The organism is Saccharopolyspora sp. NPDC002578 (assembly GCF_053592695.1).
This window is the reverse complement of sequence record NZ_JBSFWJ010000004.1, coordinates 64148-87455: the sequence shown is the minus strand read 5'-3', so window position 1 is coordinate 87455 and position 23308 is coordinate 64148. Positions and strand designations below refer to the sequence as shown.

At 71.6% G+C, this 23308-nt stretch carries 16 protein-coding genes; 10 read left to right on the top strand and 6 right to left on the bottom strand.

Annotated elements, in window-relative coordinates:
* Positions 1–15 precede the first annotated feature (15 nt).
* Positions 16–573 carry a sugar O-acetyltransferase gene (locus ACWD38_RS03745; protein WP_184481293.1) on the top strand — a complete coding sequence of 186 codons (558 nt, stop codon included), beginning with the start codon at positions 16–18 and terminating at the stop codon, positions 571–573.
* 10 nt (positions 574–583) lie between these two features.
* On the opposite strand, the gene ACWD38_RS03740 is transcribed toward ACWD38_RS03745, so the two are convergent.
* Together ACWD38_RS03740 and ACWD38_RS03735 are read right to left on the bottom strand one after the other, a co-directional pair.
* Positions 584–1387: an SAM-dependent methyltransferase gene (locus ACWD38_RS03740; RefSeq protein WP_343071719.1), complete on the bottom strand. Its 804-nt coding sequence runs from the start codon at positions 1385–1387 to the stop codon at positions 584–586.
* A 155-nt stretch (positions 1388–1542) separates the two neighbouring features.
* Positions 1543–2763 carry a M14 family metallopeptidase gene (locus ACWD38_RS03735; protein WP_450123289.1) on the bottom strand — a complete coding sequence of 407 codons (1221 nt, stop codon included), beginning with the start codon at positions 2761–2763 and terminating at the stop codon, positions 1543–1545.
* 197 nt (positions 2764–2960) lie between these two features.
* Here ACWD38_RS03735 and hisD point away from each other — a divergent pair, with 197 nt between their 5' ends.
* The 4 genes from hisD to ACWD38_RS03715 are packed head-to-tail and all read left to right on the top strand — an operon-like array spanning position 2961 to position 6224.
* Entirely contained in the window at positions 2961–4289 is a 1329-nt protein-coding gene (gene hisD / locus ACWD38_RS03730; protein ID WP_450123288.1) for a histidinol dehydrogenase, read from the top strand.
* Positions 4290–4311: 22 nt separating this feature from the next.
* Positions 4312–5442 carry a histidinol-phosphate transaminase gene (locus ACWD38_RS03725; protein WP_450123287.1) on the top strand — a complete coding sequence of 377 codons (1131 nt, stop codon included), beginning with the start codon at positions 4312–4314 and terminating at the stop codon, positions 5440–5442.
* A complete protein-coding gene (hisB, locus tag ACWD38_RS03720) occupies positions 5439–6071 on the top strand; it encodes an imidazoleglycerol-phosphate dehydratase HisB (protein WP_266092438.1) in 633 nt (210 codons plus the stop codon). The genes ACWD38_RS03725 and hisB overlap by 4 nt, the downstream gene beginning before the upstream one ends.
* A complete protein-coding gene (locus ACWD38_RS03715; RefSeq protein WP_184481281.1) occupies positions 6072–6224 on the top strand; it encodes a hypothetical protein in 153 nt (50 codons plus the stop codon).
* A gap of 41 nt (positions 6225–6265) precedes the next feature.
* Here the strand turns inward: ACWD38_RS03715 and ACWD38_RS03710 are convergent, their stop codons facing one another.
* Both ACWD38_RS03710 and ACWD38_RS03705 read right to left on the bottom strand, forming a co-directional pair.
* The gene (locus ACWD38_RS03710) at positions 6266–7195 is read right to left on the bottom strand and encodes an alpha/beta hydrolase family esterase (RefSeq protein WP_450123286.1); all 930 of its coding nucleotides are present in this window, start codon (positions 7193–7195) and stop codon (positions 6266–6268) included.
* A 63-nt stretch (positions 7196–7258) separates the two neighbouring features.
* Positions 7259–8638, bottom strand: coding sequence for a cation:dicarboxylate symporter family transporter (locus ACWD38_RS03705; protein ID WP_184481277.1), 1380 nt, complete (start codon positions 8636–8638; stop codon positions 7259–7261).
* 156 nt (positions 8639–8794) lie between these two features.
* Between ACWD38_RS03705 and ACWD38_RS03700 the strand changes: the two genes are divergently transcribed.
* Together ACWD38_RS03700 and ACWD38_RS03695 are read left to right on the top strand one after the other, a co-directional pair.
* Positions 8795–10390: a sensor histidine kinase gene (locus ACWD38_RS03700; protein ID WP_450123285.1), complete on the top strand. Its 1596-nt coding sequence runs from the start codon at positions 8795–8797 to the stop codon at positions 10388–10390.
* Entirely contained in the window at positions 10387–11070 is a 684-nt protein-coding gene (locus tag ACWD38_RS03695; protein ID WP_184481273.1) for a response regulator, read from the top strand. Before ACWD38_RS03700 ends, ACWD38_RS03695 begins: the two co-directional genes overlap by 4 nt.
* Before the next feature lie 19 nt (positions 11071–11089).
* On the opposite strand, the gene soxR is transcribed toward ACWD38_RS03695, so the two are convergent.
* On the bottom strand, positions 11090–11548 hold the full coding sequence (gene soxR, locus ACWD38_RS03690) for a redox-sensitive transcriptional activator SoxR (RefSeq protein ID WP_221315898.1): 459 nt from the start codon (positions 11546–11548) through the stop codon (positions 11090–11092).
* Positions 11549–11694: 146 nt separating this feature from the next.
* A complete protein-coding gene (locus tag ACWD38_RS03685; RefSeq protein ID WP_450123319.1) occupies positions 11695–12936 on the bottom strand; it encodes a lipase family protein in 1242 nt (413 codons plus the stop codon).
* A 550-nt stretch (positions 12937–13486) separates the two neighbouring features.
* Here ACWD38_RS03685 and ACWD38_RS03680 point away from each other — a divergent pair.
* The 3 genes from ACWD38_RS03680 to ACWD38_RS03670 are packed head-to-tail and all read left to right on the top strand — an operon-like array spanning position 13487 to position 23224.
* On the top strand, positions 13487–15226 hold the full coding sequence (locus ACWD38_RS03680; protein WP_450123284.1) for a fatty acyl-AMP ligase: 1740 nt from the start codon (positions 13487–13489) through the stop codon (positions 15224–15226).
* Entirely contained in the window at positions 15219–21668 is a 6450-nt protein-coding gene (locus ACWD38_RS03675) for an SDR family NAD(P)-dependent oxidoreductase (protein WP_450123283.1), read from the top strand. The genes ACWD38_RS03680 and ACWD38_RS03675 overlap by 8 nt, the downstream gene beginning before the upstream one ends.
* On the top strand, positions 21665–23224 hold the full coding sequence (locus ACWD38_RS03670; protein ID WP_450123282.1) for an acyl-CoA carboxylase subunit beta: 1560 nt from the start codon (positions 21665–21667) through the stop codon (positions 23222–23224). Before ACWD38_RS03675 ends, ACWD38_RS03670 begins: the two co-directional genes overlap by 4 nt.
* Positions 23225–23308: the final 84 nt, after the last annotated feature.

Below are 23308 nucleotides of genomic sequence, written 5' to 3'. Positions count from 1 at the left end.
CGGCATCCTGGCGCCATGGGTGAGCACAAGGATCGGATGCTGCGCGGGGAGCCGTACCAGGACGGCGATCCGGAACTCGTCGACGAACGACGCCGCTGCCAGGCACTGCTCGACGAGTTCAACGCGACCCGCTCCGGGCAGGAGGACGAACGGCGGAGCCTGCTCGCGGAACTGCTGGGCGAAATCGGGGCCGGATCGTGGATCATGCCCCGGTTCCAGTGCGACTACGGGTACCTCATCCGGTTGGGGCGCAACAGCTTCCTGAACTACGACGCGATCCTGCTGGACTGCGCCCCGATCACGATCGGCGATGACGTGTCGATCGGTCCGCGGTGCCAACTGCTCACCGCGCTGCACCCGATGGAGGACCACGAAGCGCGCAGGCAGAGGTGGGAGACCGCCGCTCCCATCACCGTCGGCGACAACGTGTGGTTCGGCGGCGGCGTCATCGTCTGCCCTGGCGTGACCATCGGTTCGAACAGCGTGATCGGGGCGGGCAGCGTAGTCACCCGGGACGTCCCCGAACGCGTCTTCGCCGCGGGCAACCCGTGCCGCGTGCTGAAGTCCCTGTAGCGGTCCTGGCTCATCCGCTCGCGGACGGTTTCACCCCGACGGCCGCCCAGCCGTTCCCGACGGCGGAGCGAACCTCTTCGCTGACGTCGAAATCCGGCCGCCACTCCACCACGGGCACCACGCCCGGCGGGATCAGCGACCAGCCGGTGAGCAGCTCCCGCGCCTGCTCCGCGGGCCGAAGGCTCAGCGGCGTCGGAGTCTGGTCGTAGATGCGCAGCCCTTCCACCACCTGCGTGGCGGACAGGCCCGCGCCCGATGCGTGGCTCACCGCCAGCACGCTGCCCGGCGCGCACGCCCGCTGGTAAGCGGCGAGGACGCCCGCCGGGTCCGCTTCGTCGGACACGAAGTGCAGCACCGACAACGCGAGCACGGCGATCGGCTGGTCGAAGTCCAGCAACCGGGTCACGCCCGGAGCGTCGAGCACGTCGGCGGGATGCGACAGGTCGGCTTGGGTGACCGTCACCCGCTCCTCGCCGTGCAGCAACCGCCGGGCGTGCGCGACTGCGACCGGTTCGTGGTCGACGTAAGCGATCACGGCGTCCGGTCGGCCCTGGTGCGCGACCTCGTGCACGTTGCCCGCGGTGGGGATTCCCGAGCCGAGGTCGAGGAATTGGCGGATGCCGCGTTCCGCGCAGTACCGCACGACGCGGCGCAGGAACGCCCGGTTCTCGCGGACCCCCACCCGCGTGGCCGGAAGCAGGGTCAGCTGCTGCTCGGCGGCCTTCCGGTCGGCGGGGAAGTTCTGCGTCCCGCCGAGGAAGTAGTCGTACATGCGCGCGGCGTTGGGGCGGTGGAGGTCGAGTTCACCGTGAATGCCGGCCAGCTCCTCTAGTAGCTCGTCATCGCTGGTGATCGCGAACCCCTTCCCGCGTGATCCGGTGTTCGCGACCGTATCGCTTCCTAGGCCCGCGCAAGGGGAAAGCCCGGAGCCCCACCGGGCGTCCGGGCTTTCCCTCGGGGCCGATCGGGTCAGGCGCCGGCTTCGCGCAGCACGATGTCCACGGCCGCGTTGTTGCGGGCGGTCTCCCGCTCGATCACGTCACCCGGCGGGTAGAAGCCGTCGAGTCCTCCGCCGGACGGGTACATCTCCAAGGTGAAGGCGAGGATCTTGTGCTTGCCCCACATCCAGTCGAGGCTGTCGCCGTCGGTGGTGTACAGGTCGCTGGACTGCTGCGGGGTGTAGCCGTTGGAGTCCGCCATCTCGGTGCCGACCTTCTCGAACCGGTCGTACTCCTGCTGGGTCATGCCTTCGGTCACGTCGTCCTGGGTGTGCCCGAAGGGCCACAGCACGAGTTCCGAGAAAGTGTGGAAGTCGATCGCCGACTTGATCTGCTGGGTGCCGTCGACGACGCGGGAGTCGATGAACTCGGCCAGCGCCGCGGTCTCCGGTGCGGAGAAGGCCTGCGGTCCGCGGTAGGTCTCGTCCTGCGGGTCGTCGCTCGCGCCGCCGCAGCAGCCCCACAGGTAGTCCCAGTTGCGGTTGAGGTCCGTGCCGGTGTCCTGCCGGTTCTTCCGCCAGCCCTGGTACTCGCCGGACTCGACGTCGTAGGTGGAGCCGTCGACGTTGACCGACGGGACGATCCACACCTCGCGGTTGTCGACGCTCTCCTTCACCGCGGGGTCGGCGTACTCGTCGGTGAGCCGGTTCGCGATCTGCAGGCACATCTCGGTGGTCAGGTGTTCCCGGGCGTGCTGGTTGCAGTCGAACAGGACTTCGGGCTCGTCCTCGTCCTGCGCCACGTTGTCGCTGATCTTGAGCAGCGGGATGTCGCGGCCCTCGAAGCTCTTCCCCAGGCTGGACTTCGCGGCCAGGTCCGGGTGGTCGGCCGTGATCTTGTCGAGCTCGGCGACCATCTCGTCGTAGTTGTGGTAGGCCTCGTCACCGGGCGGGAAGTCCCGCGGCGACGCCTGGGCCTGCAGGGTGAGGCCGTTCGAGCGCAGCTCCTCGGCCTGTGCGGTCGTGGCTTCCACCGTCGCCACGCCGTCCTTCGCTCCGAGCACCTGGGCGCCGGAGGCGTTGATGTCGGTGCGGATGCGGCTGTCGGTGTCGGGCACCGTGTAGACGCCGGTGACCTCGGCCGCGGGAGCGGGCCCGGCTTGAGGTGCGGCCACGCTCGCCTGGACCGGGAGTAGCAGGGCCAAGGATGCGGCGGCCGCCACCGCCGTTGCTCTGCGCCGTGCGCTGGACATCGGGCCTCCGATCGATCACGGATGGTGATCAAGCGAGACTCCCCGAGTCACGATCCGTTGGCAACCCACTAACGTCGGAAGCGGCCGATCACCGTTTTCCCGTTCATCGGCGGACGCGCGTCGGACAGCGTCGAACAGGGCGATTACCCTGGTGATTGAGCTAGTAGCCGCCCTCCGTCCGCCCTGAAAGGACGCCCATGCTCTCCCGCACCGATCTGCGCGGTCGTGTTCCGTCCACCGCCGAGCTGCGCGCCACGCTGCCGCGCGCCGAGATGGACGTGGAGCACGTGCTGCATCAGGTGCGGCCGGTGATCGAGGCCGTTCGCGAGCGTGGCGTCGATGCCGTGCTGGAGTACACCGAGAAGTTCGACTCGGTGCGTCCCGAGCGCGTTCGAGTGCCCGCCGCGGAGCTCGCCGGGGCCTTGGAACGGCTCGATCCGACGGTGCGGGCGGCGCTGCAGGAGTCCATCGACCGCGCGCGGCGCGTGCACGGGGAGCAGCGGCGCACCGACGTCACCACGCAGGTCGTGCCCGGTGGCACGGTCACGGAGCGGTGGGTGCCGGTCGCCCGCGTGGGGCTCTACGCCCCCGGTGGGCTCGCCGTGTACCCGTCGAGCGTGGTGATGAACGTGGTGCCGGCTCAGGCCGCGGGTGTGGAGTCGCTGGTCGTGTGCTCGCCGCCGCAGGCCGAGTTCGGCGGACTGCCCCACCCGACGATCCTGGCGGCGGCCGCGCTGCTCGAGGTGGACGAGGTGTGGGCGGTGGGCGGTGCCCAAGCGGTGGCGCTGCTCGCTTACGGCGGCGAGGACACCGACGGGGCCGGGCTGCTGCCCGCGGACCTGGTGACGGGGCCCGGCAACGTGTTCGTCACCGCGGCGAAGCGGCACCTGCGCAGCGTCATCGGCATCGATGCGGAGGCGGGGCCGACGGAGATCGCGGTGCTCGCCGACGGCACGGCCGACCCGGTGCACGTGGCCGCCGACCTGATCAGCCAGGCCGAGCACGACACGCTGGCCGCGAGCGTGCTGGTGACGACGTCCCCGGAGCTGGCCGACGCGGTGGACGCCGAGTTGGCCCGCCAGGTGCCGTTGACGAAGCACGCCGAGCGGATCCGCACCGCGCTCACCGGCGTGCAGTCCGGTTGCGTGCTGGTCGAAACGGTCGACGACGGTCTCACCGTGGTCGACGCCTACGCCGCCGAGCACTTGGAGGTCCAGACCGCCGACGCCGAGTCGGTGGCCGCGCGGGTGCGCAACGCGGGCGCGATCTTCGTCGGCCCGCACGCGCCGGTCTCGCTCGGCGACTACTGCGCCGGTTCGAACCACGTGCTGCCCACCGGCGGCTGCGCACGGCACTCCTCGGGGCTGAGCGTGCAGAGCTTCCTGCGCGGCATCCACGTCATCTCCTACGACGAGCAGGCGTTGCGGGACGTCGCGGGCGAGGTCGTCGCGCTGGCCGACGCCGAAGACCTCCCGGCGCACGGGCAGGCCGTCACGGCCCGCTTCCCGTCCGGCCTCGACCGCTGATCCACACCGCGAAGAGAGAACCATGAATGACGTGCTCGGCGCCGACGTGGCGCTGACCGACCTGCCGCTGCGCGACGACCTGCGCGGCCGCAGCCCGTACGGCGCCCCGCAGCTGGACGTGCCGGTGCGGTTGAACACCAACGAGAACCCGTACCCGCCACCGCCGGAGCTGGTGGCCGAGGTGGCCGAGTCGGTTCGGGCCGTCGCGGAGTCCTTGCACCGCTACCCGGACCGGGACGCGGTGGCGCTGCGGGAGGACTTGGCCGCCTACTTGAGCGGCGCCACCGGGGTGACCGTCTCGCATCGCAACGTGTGGGCCGCGAACGGTTCGAACGAGGTGCTGCAGCAGGTGTTGCAGGCGTTCGGCGGGCCGGGCCGCAGCGCGTTGGGCTTCGAGCCGTCGTACTCGATGCACCCGATCCTGTCGGCGGGAACGCGCACGGAGTGGTTGCCGGCGCCGCGGCGCGCGGACTTCAGCTTGGACGGTCCGCAGGCGGCGTCGATCGTCGCGGAGCGCCGTCCGGACGTGGTTTTCGTGACGAGTCCCAACAATCCGACGGGCCAGGCGGTGTCGCTGCAGGACCTGCGCGCGGTGCTGGACGCGGCGCCGGGGATCGTGGTCGTCGACGAGGCCTACGTGGAGTTCTGCGACGAGCCGAGCGCGGTCGGCCTGATCGACGAGTACCCGGCGAAGCTGATCGTGAGCCGCACCATGAGCAAGGCGTTCGCCTTCGCAGGCGGCAGGCTCGGATATCTGGCGGCGGCGCCCGCGATGATCGACGCGCTGCTGCTGGTGCGCCTGCCGTACCACCTCTCGGCGTTGACCCAGGCCGCGGCGCGGGCCGCGCTGCGGCACGCGAAGGCGACGCTGGGCTCGGTGCAGGCCTTGGTCGACGAGCGGAACCGAGTGGTGGAGGCGTTGCGCGGCATGGGGTTCTCCCCGGTGCGCAGCGACGCCAACTTCGTGCTGTTCGGGCGTTTCGAGGACGCGCACGCCGCGTGGCGGCGCTACCTGGACGCGGGGGTGTTGATCCGCGACGTCGGCATCGCCGGACATCTGCGGGTCACCATCGGTACCCCGGAGGAGAACGACGCGTTCCTGGCGGCGGGCAAGGCGCTGGTGGACGCGGCAAGTGAGGAGAGCGTGCGATGACAGCGACCGAGGCGGCGTTCGCGCCGGGCACCCGGGTCGGGCGGGTGGAACGCAGCACGAAGGAGTCCTCCGTGCTGGTGGAGCTCGACCTCGACGGCACCGGGAAGGTCGACGTCGATACGACGGTGCCGTTCTACGACCACATGCTCACCGCGCTGGGCACGCACGCCGCGTTCGACCTGAACGTCAAGGCGTCCGGTGACATCGACATCGACGCGCACCACACGGTGGAGGACACGGCGATCGTGCTGGGCCAGGCGCTGCGGCAGGCGCTGGGCGACAAGAAGGGCATCCGCCGGTTCGGCGACGCGTGGATCCCGATGGACGAGACCTTGGCGCACGCCGCGGTCGACGTGTCCGGCCGTTCCTACTGCGTGCTCACCGGGGAACCGGAGCAGTACAACTCGTTCACCATCGGCGGGAACTACCCGTTCGTGCTGAACCGGCACGTGTTCGAGTCGCTGGCGTTCCACTCGCAGATCAACTTGCACGTGCGGGTGATCCACGGCCGCGACCCGCACCACATCGCCGAGGCCCAGTTCAAGGCGATCGCACGAGCGTTGCGCGCGGCGACCGAGCCGGATCCGCGGTTCGCGGGCGTGGTTCCGTCGACGAAGGGCGCGCTCTAGATGCAGAACCTGGGGCCGATCGTGCTGCTGGCCGTGGCCGGTTTCCTCGTCGGCGGTGTCGTCGCGATGTGGCGGACGACGCGGGTGATGGCGGTGGTGCTGGGCGTGCTGGCGGCGTTGGCCGCCGCGGGAGGAATCGCCTGGCTGCTGTGACGGGGATGTGAACAGCAGCCAGGCGACGTCGTGGGCACCCGTCAGGCGTTCAGCGGGTGGTCTTGGAAGAACTCCCAGATCAGCGGGGTCGCTTCGATCACGGTGGGCTTGTCGGAGTCGGGGTTGGACGAGCGGCTCGGCCAGTCGTGGCCGAGTTCGTCGATCCGGTAGTGCACCAGCGCGCCCCGGTCCGCGCAGTCGGTCCAGTGCTGGCGGGTGACCTGCGGCTGCGGGTGTTCGGTGATCGGGTCCGCGTCGCACTCGTCATGTTCGGCCCATTCGCCGAGCCAGTCGGGGATCGCGGGCAGGCCTTTGTCCGGGTCGCCGTCGTAGGGGATGGTGTCGTCGGCGGTGCCGTGGAAGGAGATCATCGGCACCGGTTCGGACGGCCGGCATGCACCGCTCTGCGGGTAGTAGGCGCCGGCGACGGGTGCGAACGCGGCGATGCGGTCGCCGAGGCGGCAGGCGAGCACTTCGGTGAAGCCGCCGCCGTTGGACTTGCCCGCCGCGTAGATGCGGTCCGGGTCCACGCAGAGGTCGTCCTCCACCTGGTCGAGCAGGTCGCTGGTGAACCGGACGTCGTCGGCGTCCGCGGAGTAGGGCGCGCCTTCCCACGCCGTGCCGCCGTCGGTGCCGACGAGGCCTTGCGGGTAGACGGCGATGGCGTCCAGTTCGGAGAACCCGGACAGCTCTTCCTGGTATTCGGCGCTGCGGGTGTGTCCGTGGAAGGACAGCGCCACCGGCGTGGGCCGTTCCGGGTCGTAGTTCTGCGGCACGTGCACGAGGTATTCCCGCGTCCGGCCGCCGGAGGTGATCTCCTGGCGGGCGGTGGTGCCGGGTTCGATGCCGGGGGTGTCGCCGCAGCCGGTGCGCGGCAGCGGCCGGTCCGGTGCGGTGGTGGCGTGGGCGGGCGCGCCGGTGGCGGCTACCGCGCCGAGGGTGATCAGCAGGCTCAGCACTGCTCGGTGCATCTTCGACTCCTGTCTCGGCGCGGGCCGTCGCGGCGCGCCCGCTGCTGTTGTCCGTGCTCCTCGTTACTGGGTCGCCGCGGCGGGTTCCTTGCCGGGCTTCTCGGCCGCCGAGGTGTCCTCCTCGTCGAGGAAGCTCTGCTCGTTGAACGGGTCTTCCTTGTTGAACACCCGTTGCATCTGCTCGCGGTCGATCTCCTTGGTCCAGGAGCCGATGATGACGGTGGCGATCGCGTTGCCCGCGAAGTTCGTCAGCGCGCGGGCTTCGGACATGAAGCGGTCGATGCCGACGATGAGGCCGACGCCGTCCACGAGTTCCGGGCGGTGCGATTGCAGGCCACCGGCCAGCGTCGCCAAGCCTGCACCGCTCACGCCCGCCGCGCCCTTCGACGCGATGATCATGAACACCAGCAGCGAGATCTGCTCGCCGATCGACAGCGGCTGGCCCATCGCCGAAGCGATGAACAGCGATGCCATCGTCAGGTAGATCGCGGTGCCGTCGAGGTTGAACGAGTACCCGGTCGGCACCGTGATGCCCACGACCGGCTTGCTGACGCCGAGGTGCTCCATCTTCGCGATCAGCCGCGGCAGCGCCGCCTCCGACGAGGAGGTGGACAGGATCAGCAGGAACTCCCGGCCGAGGTAGCCGAGGAGCTTGAACACGTTGACCCGCGCGAAGGCCCACAGCAGCGGCCCCAGCACGAGGAAGATGAACAGCACGCAGGTGATGTAGAAGCCGCCCATGATGACGCCGAGGCCCTTGAGGGCGTCCACGCCGGTCGCGCCGACCACGGCCGCGATGGCGCCGAACGCGCCGATCGGGGCCACCCACATGACCATGGCGAGGATCTTGAACACGAGCCGCTGGATGTGCTCGATGCCGCGCAGGATCGGGGCGCCCTTGTCGCCGAGGGACTGCAGGGCGAATCCGGCCAGCAGCGCCACCAGGAGGGTCTGCAGCACTTCGCCTTCGGTGAGGGCGGAGACCAGGGTGTTCGGGATGATCCCGATCAGGAATCCGCTGAGCCCTTCGGCTTCGGCGGGAGCCTGTTCGGTTCCGCTGTTGCGCAGCTCTTCGGTCAGCTGCAGGCCTTCGCCGGGGTGCAGCACGTTGCCGACCAGGAGGCCCACGACGAGCGCCACCAGCGACATCACCATGAAGTAGCCGAGCGCGAGTCCACCGACCTTGCCGACCTTCGCGGCCTGCCGAACGCTGCCGACGCCGAGCACGATGGTGCAGAAGATGACCGGCGAGATCATCATCTTGATGAGGTTGACGAAGCCGGTGCCCAGGGGTTTCAGCGCGGTGGCGAAGTCGGGGAAGGCGAATCCGACCGCGATGCCGGCCAGGACCGCCACGATGACGAAGATGTAGAGGAAGTGGGTGCGGTCCCGCTTCTTCGGCGGTGCACCGGCGGCCTCGGGTGCAGCGTCTTTGCTTGGCACGGTCAACTCCTACTGCGATGTACCGATCACGGGGGTCGGCGATCACTCATTCGGTCGTGTCTTGGGTCACGAGTACGTCGGGGAGACTATCGGACTCACAGGTGGTGACCGTCACGGTTGTGTTCATTGAGTTCATGCGGGGGCAACAACAACGCCATGTCGTATTTCCGTCGAATCGGGCGACCGAGCCTCGCCGCGCGGCTGTTCGTCCTGCAAGTGGTGGTCGTGGCCGTGGTGGTGCTGGCGGGTGTGGTGCTCGGGTACCTGGATGCGCAGCGGCGCACCGAGCACGCGGCGGCCGAGGAGGTCGCCGGGGTGGCGAACACGCTCGCGGTATCACCCGAAGTGAGTGGCTCGCTGGCTCAGCGTGATCCGTCGCGGACCTTGCAGCCGTTGGCGGAGCGGGTCCGGTCGGCCACCGGCGTCGGCTTCATCACGATCATGGACCCGTCGGGCATCCGCTACACCCATCCGAATCCGGCGCTGATCGGCAAGCGGTTCCTGGGCAACATCGGGCAGGCGCAGCAGGGACGGCTGCTCACCGAGACCTACGCGGGCACGCTCGGCCCGTCGGTGCGCGTCGTCGCGCCGGTGTTCGACGAGTCGGGCCGGGTGCGGGCGTTGGTGTCGGTGGGCATCACAGTGCGGGTGCTGACGGCCGAGCTGAACGGGCAGATCCTCGTGTTGGCCGGGGTCGGTGCTGTCGCGCTGCTGTTCGGCGGGCTGGCGAGCTACCTGGTGGCGGGGCGGTTGCGCAGGCACACGCACGGGCTGGCCCCGGCGGAGCTGAGCCGCATGTACGAGTACCACGAGGCCATCCTGCACGCGGTCCGCGAGGGGTTGCTGCTGGTGGCGCCGTCGGGTGCGGTGACGCTGTGCAACGATGGGGCGGCCGAGCTGATGGGGTTGGATCCGGCCGAGGCGGAGGGCGCGCGTCCCGCGGACCTGGGTTTTCCGGAGTCGTTGGTGGACACGCTCGCCTCGCGGAGTCCGGTGCGCGACGAGGTGCACGTGACCGATGATCGGGTGCTGCTGGTCAACGTTTCCGCCGTGCGCAGCGGTGGCCGGGACTTGGGCAGCGTCGTGACGTTGCGGGACCACACCGAGCTGCAGGCGTTGACGGGCGAGCTGGATTCGATGCGCGGGTTCTCGGAGTCGTTGCGCTCGCAGGCGCACGAGTCGGCGAACCGGTTGCACGCGGTCGTGTCGCTGATCGAACTGGGCCGCGTCGAGGAGGCCGTCGCGTTCGCCACCTCGGAGCTGGAGCTGGCGCAGCAGCTCACCGATCGGGTCGTGGGTGCCGTGGGTGAGCCGGTGCTGGCGGCGGTCCTGCTGGGCAAGAGCGCGGAGGCGCGGGAGCGGGGTGTGGAGGTAGTGCTGTCCGAGGACAGTGAGGTCGATGATCGCGCGGTGGAGCGGGTCAGTTCGCGGGACCTGGTGACGATCCTGGGCAACTTGATCGACAACGCGGTGGAGGCGACGCAGGAGGTCCCGTCGCCGCGGGTCGAGGTCAGCGTGCGCTCCGAGGCGGACCAGCTGCTGGTCGTGGTGTCCGACAACGGGCCGGGGGTGCCTGCGGCGGCGACCGGGGCGGTGTTCGAACGCGGCTGGTCCACGAAGCGGTCGGGGCGCGGTCTGGGGCTGGCGCTGGTGGGGCGCAGCGCGCGCCGCTACGGCGGCTCGGTGCGCGTCACCGGTGGGCCGGGGGCGGTGTTCACGGTGCGGATCCCGCTGCCCGAGGTGACCTCGTGATCTCGGTGCTGGTCGTGGAGGACGACCCGGTGGCCGGTGAGGCCCATGAGATGTACGTGAACCGGGTGGACGGTTTCGAGGTCGCGGGCCGTGCGCGCACCGGGCAGGACGCGTTGCGGTTCCTGGACCACACCCACGTGGATCTGGTGCTGCTGGATCTGCGGTTGCCGGACATGGACGGGTTGGCGGTGGCGCGGGCGTTGCGCAACGCGGGCAGCAACGCCGACGTGATCGCGGTGACCTCCGCGCGGGACTTGAAGGTGGTGCGCGCGTCGGTCGCCAGCGGTGTGGTGCAGTACTTGCTGAAACCGTTCACGTTCGCCGCGATGCGGGAGAAGCTGGAGCACTACGCGCGGTTCCGCCAGAGCCTCGGCCATGATCGGGAGGCCAGCGGGCAGAGCGAGATCGACCGGGCGTTCTCCACGTTGCGCGGGGTGGATCGCGCGTCGTTGCCGAAGGGCATGGGGGAGGAGACGCTGGCCGCCGTGGTGTCGGCGTTGCGCGCGCACCGGGAGGGCGCTGCCGCGGGCGCGGTGGGGGAGCTGGCCGGTGTGTCGAGGGTGACTGCGCGCCGCTACCTGGAGTACCTCGTCGACAACGGCATGGCGCGCCGCGATCCGCGCTACGGCGGAGTCGGTCGTCCGGAGATGTTCTACAGCTGGGCCGAGCAGCACGGGTAGGAGCCGGTCACACCGGTGCTCATCCGCGTTCTCCGGACGGTGTGAGCAGCGGGGAGCCCGGTCCGTAGTCGGCCATCTGGTCGTCGGCGTTGTTCAGCGAGCAGGTGCGCAGGGACAGGCAGCCGCAGCCGATGCAGCCGCTGAGCCGGTCCCGGAGCCGTTGCAGCCCGTCGATGCGGGCGTCGAGTTCGTCGCGCCAGGACCGGGACAGCCGGGTCCAGTCGGCTTTGGTGGGCGCGTGGTCGGTGGGCAGCGTGGAGAGCGCGTCGGCGACCTGTTCGAGGCTGAGCCCGACGCGTTGCGCGGCGCGGATGAACGCGAGCCTGCGCAGCACGGCGCGTTCGTAGCGGCGTTGGTTGCCGCTGGTCCGGGTGGAGGTGATGAGGCCGCGTTGCTCGTAGAACCGCAGAGCGGTCTGGGCGACTCCGCTGCGGTGGGCGACTTCGCCGATGGTGAGCAGCTGCGGGAGTTTCGACATGCCTTCCACGGTAGCCCTGGAGTTAACCTTAAGTCTAAGAATTCGCGGATCGGTCTTGGCCTGAGTCGGGGTCGGGTGGCGGAACCTCAGCGGTAAGGACGCGGGTGGCGGGGTCCGGTGCGGCCGGATCCCCGCCACGTGCGCGGTCAGCAGTTGGGGGTGGTGGGTTTTCCGGCGAAGCGGTCGGCGAGGAACCGCCCGGCGTCGGCGTTGCCGGCGAAGATGCCGGTGAGGTGGTCGCTGGGGTAGGTCTTCCAGGTCACGTCCATGCCTTTGGCGCAGTAGGTGGAGCGCAGCGCCTCGGCTTGCGGCGTGTTGACGATCTCGTCGGTGGTGGCGTGGTACTGGAACACGGGTGCGTTGATGCGGCCCTGGCCGAGCTTGTTCTCCGCGAGGCGCTGCTGCCATTCCGCGGTGGGCAGCGGGTCGGTGTGGGTGTAGTCGCTGATCTTCTTGAACGGGTACTTGGCGAGCAGCTCCACCACGCAGTCGTTCTCGCGGGCGTCGGCGAGGTCGGCCCGGCCGGTCTCGTTGAGGTAGGAGTCCAGCGCCAGGTCGGGGTAGCTGAAGTCCAGGCCGGTGGCGGCGAACGCGAGGAAGCCGAAGCCGACGTAGCCGTCGAGGCCCGCGGCCACTTCGTTGAGGTCGGCGGGAACGCCGCCGCCCGCGACTCCGACGAGGTCGAGTTCGGGCGCGTAGTCCGGCTGCATCTCCCCGGCCCACATGACGGCTCCGCCGCCTTGCGAGTAGCCCTGGAGGGCGACCTGGGCGTCGGGCGACAGTCCGGCCTGCGGGAGGCGCTGCGCCGCGCGGACCGCGTCGAGCAGCGCGGGTCCTTCGGAGCGGCCGACGATGTAGGTGGGCTTGTTGGCTTCGCCGGGCGCGTATCCCTCGTAGTCGGTGAGGGCGACGGCGTAGCCGGCGGAGAGCGCGTCGTTGATGGCGGGCTGGTCGTAGAGGGTGCCGCGTTCCATCGCTTTGGACGGGGCGCACTTGAACGCGGGGCCTTGGGTGCCCGGCCCGAATCCGACGATGTGCGCCTGGGCGGCGTCGACCCCCTTGGGGACGAGGATCGTGCCGACGACGGTGTTGCGCTCGCCCCGGGCGTCGGTGGACAGGTACATCACCTGCCAGGCGTCGGCGTTGGCGGCGTTGCTGCCGGGGAACGCGGGCCGCCACCGGATGATGTCGCCGGGCCGTCCTTGCGGTGGTGCGGGCGGGGGGAGGTAGAAGGAGTCGTCGAACGGGCCGGGCGGCAGGTCGGCGCCGAGCGGTCCTGCCGCGGGGCTGCCGGTGTCGGGGTTGCCGGGGGCTGCGGCCTGCACCGGCTGGGCGGCCAGGACCGCCAGCACGGCCGCGGCGAGCGCGGCTCCGGTGGCGGCCCGCATTCGGCGGGTGCGGCGGTTCGAAGTCAACGTGCGTTCCTCCAGCTCATTCGAGCGATCTCCGTTGATGCTCCTCGAAGCGTCCGGATCGGGCGTCGTGGTGAAACGAGGCACCGCCGGTTTTCCGGCCTTCCGCCGGATTCGGGAAACTCGGGGAATGGTGCCGGAAACGCTTCGAGCGCGCTGTTCTGCGATGTGAATGTGAAATACCCGGTACGATTTGGCAATACTCTGATGGGAGTAATCGACCCGGCTGCTTGATCTGGTATGAACTTGTGTATGACCTGGTCAGGGTGTCGGCGTGACGAGGATTTCGCGCTGAGTGGCTCCGCTTCGGATGTCATCGATGATTGTCACGGTCGTGATAATGATCCTCCCGTAAATGGTCACGCGGGTTCGCTATGAATGACTCCGTGCGGGTGGTGAATGGTCGTTCCTTGACACTGCGGAACTCGCGTGACAATTTCTGTTCACTTGCTCGCCGGTGAAGTCGGGCGGTGGTGTCCGCCTCCCGCCGGCGTCGAATCCCGGACATCTTGCGAAGGGAGTTCTCATGCTGACGAGGGCCGATGATCCGTTCACCGACCACGCGGCCCGGCTGCTGACGGATCCGCTGGTGGCGGCGGCGCAGGAGTCGGGCGACGAGATCGCCCTCACCTTCGTCGACTTCGACACCAGCCGGGACGGCGTGGCGTGGTCGTTGTCCTGGTTCGAGCTGCACCAGCGGGTGCGGGCGGTGGCGGCCTGGCTGCAGGCCCGCTGCGAGCCGGGTGACCGGGTGGCGATCATGGCGCCGCAGGGCTTGGAGTACGTGGTCGGTTTCCTCGGCGCGGTGCACGCCGGGTTGATCGCGGTCCCGCTGTTCACCCCCGACCTGCCGGGCCACACCGACCGCCTGGAGCGCGTGCTGGACAGCTGCTCCCCGAGTTGCGCGCTGACCTCGAAGGGCTCGTTCGACCAGGTGCGGGAGATGATCCGCGGTGGTGCGGCGCGCCACTGCGCGGCGGTGGAGACGCTGCCCGCGGCGCTCGCCGACGACTACCGGCGCCCGGAGATCGGCCCGGACGACTTGGCGTACCTCCAGTACACCTCGGGGTCGACCCGGGTCCCCGCCGGTGTCGAGCTGACGCACGCGAACGTGCTGGCCAACGCGCGGCAGGCGCTGGAGGCCTACGGCGGGACGGAACCGGACGCGGTGTCGGTGAGCTGGTTGCCGCTGTTCCACGACATGGGGCTGGTGCTGTCGGTGGCGGCTCCGCTGGTCGGGTCGATCCCGTCGGTGCTGATGGATCCGGTGGCGTTCCTGCAGCGGCCCGGTCGCTGGCTGCGGTTGCTCTCGGACCATCCGGGCGCGATCAGCGCGGCGCCGAACTTCGCCTACGACTTCTGCGCGGCGCGCGTCGGCGAGGACGAGAAGGCGTGGCTGCGCCTGGACGACGTGATCTCGTTGATCAACGGCAGCGAGCCGGTGCGGCCGGCGACGTTGCAGCGGTTCAACGCCGCGTTCGCCGACTGCGGGCTGCGCCCGGAGACGCACCGCTGCTCCTACGGGCTGGCGGAGGCGACCGTGTTCGTCTCGGTGACCGGGTCCGGCGCGGAGCCGAAGGTCGCCCGATTCGGCCGGGAGCAGCTGGCGCTGGGCCGGGCGGAACCACCGCAGGACCCGGTGGACGTGGTCAACGAACTGGTGTCCTGCGGTCGTCCGGTGGGGCAGCGGATCGTGGTGGTGGACCCGGCTTCGAGGTCGGTGCTGCCGGACGGGGCGGTGGGCGAGATCTGGGTGCGCGGCCCGAACACCGGCCAGGGCTATTGGGGCCGCGACGACCAGGAGACCTTCCACGCCGAGCTCGTCGGCGCTCCCGCGGAACTGCCCGCGGCGGACTGGCTGCGCACCGGTGATCTCGGCGCGATCCACGACGGGGAGCTGTTCATCACCGGCCGGATGAAGGACGTGATCATCATCGACGGCCGCAACCACTACCCGCAGGACGTGGAGCTCACCGTGGAGCAGGCGCATCCCGCGCTGCGCAAGCACCACAGCGCCGCGTTCTCCACCACCGGTGAGGACGGCGAGCGGCTGGTGGTCGTCGCCGAGTTCTCCCGCCGCGTCTCGGAGGCCGACCGCGATCAGCACGAGATCACGCGGATGGTGTGCGCTGCGGTGTCGGCCGAGCACGGCGTGGTGGTGTCGGACTTGATGCTGGTGGAGCCGGACGTGGTGCCGCGCACGTCCAGCGGCAAGGTCGCGCGCAGGCTGTGCCGGGAGCGCTACTTGGAGGCCGCGCATGCCTGATCGCGCCGAGATCCGCGATCGGCTGGTGGGCTGGATCGCCGAGTTGCTGGGGATCGGGGCGGGCGAGGTCGTGACCGATCGCCCGTTCCAGGAGTTCGGGTTGTCGTCGCGGCAGGCGGTGTCGCTGGCGGGTCAGGTGCAGGACCTGGTGGGGCGCCGGTTGCCGCCGACGCTGCTGTGGGAGCACCCGACGATCGATCGGCTCGTGGACGCGTTGTCGGCGGGCGCGGGCGACGAGGAGCCGGATGTGCTGCCCCGTCCGCGCGATCCGGAGCCGGATGCGCCGATCGCGGTGGTCGGCGTGGGGTGCCGGTTCCCCGGCGCTCGGGGGCCGCAGGGCTATTGGGATCTGCTGTCGTCCGGCGCGCACGGCATCGGCGAGGTGCCGGAGGGGCGCTGGGAGCGGTTCGCCGGGGCCGACCCGGCGTTGGCGAAGTTGCCGCGGGCGGGCGGTTTCCTCGACGGCGTGGACGAGTTCGACGCCGAGTTCTTCGAGGTCTCCCCGACGGAGGCGGCGGTGATGGATCCGCAGCAGCGACTGCTGCTGGAGGTCGCGTGGGAGGCGTTGGAGCACGCCGGGGTCGTTCCGTCGGCGCTGCGCGGTAGCGCGACGGGCGTGTTCGTCGGGGTGTCGTCGACGGAGTACGGCGCGTTGACGACGCGCGAGCTGCGGGCGGTGGACGCCTGGACGGGGACCGGGGCGGCGATGTCCATCGTGGCGAACCGGTTGTCGTACTTCTTGGACCTGCGCGGGCCGAGCATGGCGGTGGACGCGGCCTGCTCGTCGTCGCTGGTCGCGGTGCACCAGGCGTGCGCGAGCCTGCGTTCGGGGGAGAGCCGGGTGGCGCTGGCCGGGGGCGTGAACCTGCTGCTGTCCCCGGCGATCACGGCGAACTTCCACCGGGCGGGCGCGCTGGCGGGCGACGGCCGGTGCAAGGCGTTCGACGGCGCGGCCGACGGCATCGTGCGCGGTGAGGGGTGCGGCGTGGTCGTGCTCAAGCGCTTGGCGGACGCGAACCGGGACGGCGACCGGATTCTGGCGGTGGTGCGGGGTTCGGCGGTGAACTCCGATGGGCGGTCCAACGGTCTGATGGCGCCGAATCCGGCGGCGCAGGCCGAGTTGCTGCGCCGGGCGTACGCGCACGCCGATCTTGATCCGTCGGTGGTGGATTACGTCGAGGCGCACGGGACGGGCACGTTGCTCGGGGATCCGATCGAGGCCGAGGGGTTGCGCGCGGTGTTCGCGGGCGGTCGCGGGCAGGAGCGTCCGCTGCTGCTCGGGTCGGCGAAGACGAACCTGGGGCACCTGGAGGCGGCGGCGGGCATCGCCGGGTTGATCAAGGTGGTGCTGTCGATGCACCACGGCCGGTTGCCCGCGAGCCTGCACTACGCGAATCCGAATCCGCACATCCCGTTCGAGCAGGCGAAGCTGGAAGTGGTGGCGCAGCCGCGGAATTGGCCGAAGTACTCCGGCGCGGCCCGTGCCGGGGTGTCCGGGTTCGGGTTCGGCGGCACCAACGCCCACGTGGTGCTGGAGGGGTGGCGGCGGATGCCGTCGCGGCGCCGCGAACCGGACGGCCCGGGGGTGCATTCCCTGCTCGTGTCCGGCGCCACCGACGACCGGTTGCGCCGTGCGGCGGCGGATCTGGCGGACTGGCTGGACACACCGGTGGGGCGTGCGGCGTCGCTCAACGACGTCGGCCACACCTTGACCTGGCGGCGCGCCCGGCACGCGGAGCGCGGAGTGGTCGTGGGCCGCGGCCGGGACGAGCTGGTGGCGGGTCTGCGCGGCCTCGCGGCGGGCACCGGTGGCGTGCGTGGCCGCGGGGCGCCCCGGGCGAAGGGCGTCGTGTGGGTCTTCTCGGGTTACGGGTCGCAGTGGACGGGCATGGCCCGCGAGTTGCTGGCGGACGAGCCGGTGTTCGCCGCCGAGGTCGACCGGCTCGACCCGGATTACCGGGCGCGCTGCGGGTTTTCGCTGCGCGCGACGCTGCTCGACGACGACGGAGCGGGGGATGTGCGGCGCACGCAGCTGGTGCTGTTCGGCCTGCAGGTCGCCTACGCCGCGATGTGGCGCGCGCACGGCGTGGAACCGGCCGCGGTGATCGGGCATTCGCTCGGTGAGGTGGCGGCGGCGGTCGTGTCCGGTGCGTTGGACGTTTCCGACGGGCTGCGGGTGATGATCGCCCGGTCCGGCTTGCTGTCCGAAGTGGACTCTTCCGGTGCCGGGGCGATGGCGGCCGTGGAGGCGACGGAGGCGGAGGCCGCGGAGCTGTCGCGGCTGTTCTCCGGCGTGACCGTCGCCGTGCGCGCGGCGCCGCGCCGCTGCACGATCGCGGGCCCCGCCGATGAGGTGGCGCGCGCGGTGTCGCACGTCGAGCGGGACGGCCGGATGGCCCGCGCGCTCGGTGTCGCGGGCGCGGGCCACACCTCGGCGGTGGACGGCGTGCTGGCCCGGCTGCGGGAGGAGCTGTCCGGGCTCGCTCCGCGCGAACCGGCCACGGCGGTGTTCAGCACGGTGGATCCCGCCGCGGCGCCCGCGTTCGACGCCGGGTACTGGGTGCGCAACCTGCGCAGCCCGGTGCTGTTCGAGCAGGCGGTGCGCGCCGCCGCGGAGGCCGGTTTCGACGCGGTGGTGGAGTTGGCGCCGCATCCGGTGGCGGCGTCGGCGATCGAGGAGACGCTGACCGCGGCGGGCGTGGTGGATCCGGTGGTGGTGTTCACCGGCCGCCGCGGCACTGACGACACCGTGACCTTCCGCTCGGCGCTCGCCGAGCTGCACGCCGCGGGACGGGTCCCGCCGACCGCGTACCGGCGCGGCAGGCTGGTGGATCTGCCGTTGCCGTCCTGGCAGCACGAATCCCATTGGGTGGCGCGGGATTCGACGCCCGCGTTGCCGGGGCATCCGCTGCTCGGGGCGCGGGTGGACCTGCCCGACGGCGGCTGCGCGTGGCGCGGGGACGTCGGTGTCGAGCGGCTGCCGTGGCTGGCGGACCACCGGGTGCACGACACGCCGGTGCTGCCCGCCACCGGGTACCTGGAGATGGTGTTGGCGGCGGCGGCCGAGGTGCTCGACGTCGAACCGGTCCAGCTGAGCGTGGAGTCGCTGGAGCTGCACCGGGTGCTGCCGCTGGCGGCGTCGGTGCCGGTCACGACCACGTTCCGGCCGGACGACGCCTGGTCGGCGCGCGTGGAGGTGCACACCCGGTCGCTCGCCGGGAGCTGGACCTGCCACGCGGCGGCCGTGCTGAGCCGGGCCGGGCAGGACCGGCCCGCAGTGGAGTCCGATGTGGACGGTGATCCGGTCGAGCTCTACGGGTTCCTGCGCGCGGCCGGTCAGCACTACGGCCCGGCGTTCCGGGGCGTGCGCGCGGCGCGGGCGGCCGGGGGAGTCGCGGTCGCCGAGGTCGCGCTGCCCGCCGAGGCCGACGACGCGGAGCGGTTCACCGCGCACCCGGCGCTGGTCGACGCCTGCCTGCAAGCCCTGATCGCCGCGGGCATCGGCCCCGGCGGCGGTGTCGAGCCGGACGGCACCGGCATCGGTGTTCCGGTCGAACTGCGGGGCGTGCGGGTGCTGCGCGCGGTGCCCGACGAGGTGCGCTGCCACGCGCGGCTGCTCGCGGGTGGAGCGGAACCGGTCGGATCGGTGCTGGTCACCGACGTGGCGGGCGATCCGGTGCTGGAGATCGCCGAGGTCCGCGCCCGTGCCCTGCAAGCCCCGCCGCGACCGCTCGAGGAGGCCTTCCTGGAGTTGCGCTGGGAGTCGGCGCAGCTGCCGCCGAGCGCCGGTGCGCGTGCGGGCAGCTGGCTGGTGCTCGGCGACGGAGACCAGGTCGCCGGGGCGTTGCGCGACGCCGGGCAGCGCGTGGTGCACGGCAACGCCCGCAGGCCCGGAACCGGGCTCGACCTGCTCGCCGGGGACGCCGAGCACCCGCCGCGCGGCGTGGTGCTGGCGGTCGACGGGGAGAGCGGGCCGGTGGGGCGCCGCAGGCAGCACGTGCTCGTGGTGGCCGGGGTGGTGCGCGAACTGGTCGCGCGGGACGCGGGAGTCCGGCTGTGGATGTCCACATCGGACCCCGCGGGTTGGGGGCTGCGCTCGCTGATCCGGGTGCTGGCGCTGGAACACCCGGAGTTGCGGGCGTCGCTGGTGGATTCGGACGGCGCGGTGCCCGCGTCGCTGGCGGCGGAACTGCTCGCCGACTCCCCGGAGGACGAGGTCCGCTGGCGCGGCACCGAGCGGACGGTGGCGCGGCTGCACCGGGCCGAACCGGTCCGCCCGCGTCCCGGTCGTGTGGTGCGCCCCGGCGCCTACGTGATCACCGGCGGGCTCGGCGGTCTGGGCCGCGCGGTCGCGGGCCGGCTCGTGGAACGCGGTGCGCGCCGGGTCGTGCTGGGCGGTCGCAGCGCCCCGTCGGCGGCGGCCGCGGCCGAGATCGCGCGCTGGGAGGACGCGGGCGTCGAGGTCCGCGTCGTCGGCGGTGACGTCGCGGCGAAGGGAGTCGCCGAGCGGCTGGTCGCCGCCGCCACCGAGGGCGGGATGCCGCTGCACGGCGCGGTGCACGCCGCCGGGGTGCTGCGGGACGGGCCGATCGCGCAGCTGGACGAGGACGCGATGGCCGAGGTGTGGCGGCCGAAGGCGCGCGGCGCGTGGCGGTTGCACGAGGCCACCGCGCACCTGGAGCTGGACTGGTGGGTGGTGTTCTCCTCGGCGGCGGCGCTGCTCGGCTCGCCCGGTCAGGCCGCCTACGCCGCCGCGAACGGCTGGGTGGACGAGCTGGTGCGGGCGCGTCGCGAGCAGGGGCTGGCGGCGGAGACGATCCAGTGGGGCCCGTGGAGCGAGGTCGGCGGCGCGACCACGTCCCCGTTGGCGGCGGTGCTGGACCCGCTGCGCCCGGCGGAGGGCCTGGAGGCGTGGGAGGCGGTGCTCAAGTCGGGCCGGGCGCAGACCGCGGTGGTGCGGTTCGACGCGGACCGGGCGGTGGAGCACTTCCCGGCGCTGCGCTCCAGGCCCGTGTTCGGGCCGCTGCTGACGACCGCGGCGCGCGGCGCGGAGAGCAGGTTCGACGTGGCCGCCTTGCCGGACGATCCGGCCGCCGCGGTGCGGGCCGTCACCGAGCACCTGGTGGGTGAGATCGCCGGAATCCTGGGCGGTGCGGCGGAAGAGCTGGATCCGCGGACGCCGTTGACGATGCTCGGGTTGGACTCGCTGATGGCGACCCGGGCCCGCAACGCGGTGGAGCGCGACTTCGGCGTGCAGCTGCCGGCGGCGCTGCTGCTGCGCGGCGCGAACCTGGACGAGCTCGCCCGGCACTTGGCGGCGGAGTTGGACCTCGGCGCCGCACCGGAGGCCGCGGGGCCGACGACGATCGGCCCGCGGGACGCGACGGAGCGCTGGCTCGCGCACCTGTGGGCGCAGGTGCTGGGCGCGGTCGAGTTCGGCGTGACCGACGAGTTCGCCGCGCTGGGCGGCACGCCGGAGCAGGCCGAGCGGGTCGCGGAGCGGATCGGGGAGCGCTTGGGCTCGCGCGAGGAGGTGGCGGAGCTGTTCGCGGCACCGACGGTGGCGGCGATGGCCGACCGGCTGCGACACCGCTTCGAGGGCGCGGACGGGCCGGTGCGCGCGTTGCGCGAGTCCGGTGCGCGGCGCCCGCTGTTCCTGTTCCACCCGGCGGGCGGGCCGACCAGCGTGTACCAGCCGCTGGTGGCGGGTCTCGGCGCGGACCAGCCGTGCTTCGGCTTGGAGCGGCTGGACGACCTGGGCACGGTGGAGCTCAAGGCCGAGCGCTACGTGGAGCTGATCCGCGAGCGGCAACCGGAGGGCCCGTACCGGTTGGGCGGCTGGTCGTTCGGCGGTTGCCTCGCCTACGAGACGGCGCGCCGGTTCGCGGCGCTGGGCGAGCGGGTCGAGTTCGTCGCCCTGATCGACACCATCCTGCCGCTGCCCGATCCGGGCGCCACGCAGGCGGAACTGGTGCTGCGCCGCTACGAGCGGTTCGCCGAGCACGTCGAGCGCACCTACGGGGTGGCGCTGGACCTGCCGTGGCAGGAGATGGCGGAACTCGACGAGGACGAGCAGATGCGGCGGGTGATGGCGGCACTGTCCTCATCGGACATCGGCATCGGCGCGGGCGTGCTGCACCACCAATATACGTCCTATGTGGACGCCCGGATCGCGGAGCGGTACCGGCCGGAGCCGTTCGACGGCCGGGTGCTGCTCTACCGCGCGCAGGAGGTGGAGACCACCACGACCACGCTGGATCCCCGCTACCTGCGCACCGATGAGGCGCTGGGCTGGGACGAGATCGTCCCGGGGCTCGACGTGGTCCGGGTTCCCGGCAACCACCTCTCGATGATCGACCCGCCGAACGTGGACGTCATCACGGCGCACCTCGCGCGGGTCCTGGACCTGGAAGCACCGCGGTTGACCAGGGAGGGCGCATGACCGGCACGGCGGAACGCATCGAGGACCTGCGGCGGCGGCACGGTGAGGCGGTGCACGAGGCCGATCAGCGGGCGCGGATCAAGCAGCACGCGAAGGGCAAGCTCACCGCCCGCGAACGCATCGCGCTGCTGCTCGACGAGGACTCCTTCGTGGAGCTCGACGAGTTCGCCGCGCACCGGGGGACGTCGTACGCACCGGGGGAGCCGCGGCCCTACGGCGACGGTGTGGTCACCGGCCACGGCACCGTGGACGGGCGGCCGGTGTGCGTGTTCGCGCAGGACTTCACCGTGTTCGGCGGCAGCATGGGCGAGGTGTGCGGGGAGAAGGTGCTCAAGGTCATGGACCTGGCGATGCGCATCGGCTGTCCCATGGTGGGCATCAACGATTCCGGGGGCGCCCGCATCCAGGAGGGCGTGGTGTCGCTGGCGTACTACGCGGAACTGGGCAGGCGCAATTCGCTGGCCTCGGGTGTGATCCCGCAACTGTCGTTGATCATGGGGCCGTGCGCGGGCGGCGCGGTGTACTCGCCCGCGATCACCGATTTCACGGTGATGGTGCGCGGCACCGCGCACATGTTCGTCACCGGGCCGGAGGTGGTGCGGTCGGTGACGGGCCAGCGCACCGGCGCGGAGGAGCTCGGCGGCGCGCAGATCAACAGCGAGCTCTCCGGCAACGCCCACCACTTGGCGGAGGACGAGGCGGACGCGATCGACTGGGCCCGCACGCTGCTGGGTTTCCTGCCGTCGAACAACCAGGATTCGCTGCCGGACTACGAGCCGGCCGGCGATCCGGGCCGCGCGGCCGAACTGGACGCGCTGGTACCGGACGAGCCGCACGAGGCCTACGACATGCGCCGGGTGCTGGAACTCGTCCTCGACGAGGGCGATTTCCTGGAAGTGCAGCCGTTGTTCGGGCGCAGCATGCTCTGCGCGTTCGGCCGGATCGACGGGCGCAGCGTGGGGGTGGTCGCGAACCAGCCGTTGCACAACGCCGGCACCATCGACATCGACGCCTCGGAGAAGGCGGCGCGGTTCGTGCGTTTCTGCGACGCGTTCAACCTGCCGCTGCTCACGTTCGCCGACGTGCCGGGCTACCTGCCGGGGCTGGAGCAGGAGCGCCGGGGCATCATCCGCCGCGGCGCGAAGCTGATCTACGCGTACTCCGAGGCGACGGTGCCGAAGGTGACGGTCGTGGTGCGCAAGGCCTACGGCGGCGGCTACGCGGTGATGGGGTCCAAGCACTTGGGCGCGGACGTGAACCTGGCGTGGCCGACGGCGGAGATCGCGGTGATGGGCGCGTCCGGCGCGGTGAGCCTGCTGCACCGCAGGGAGCTCGCGGAGGCCGCGGCGAACGGCACCGAGGAGGCGGTGCGCGCGAAGCTCGTCGAGGAGTACCGGTCGACGCTGGCCACGCCCTACGTCGCGGCCGAACGCGGCTACGTCGACGCCGTGATCCGCCCGTCGGCGACGCGCGCGCAGCTGAGCCGGGCGTTGCGGCTGCTGGCGAACAAGCGCCAGGAGGTCCCTCCGAAGAAGCACAGCACCATGCCGTTGTAGGTCGCGCGCGACGGGCCGGAGGGCCCGGTCGTGCGCAGGGCGCGGCGGAAAACCCCGGTGCGGCAAGGAAAGGGCGCCGCCTCG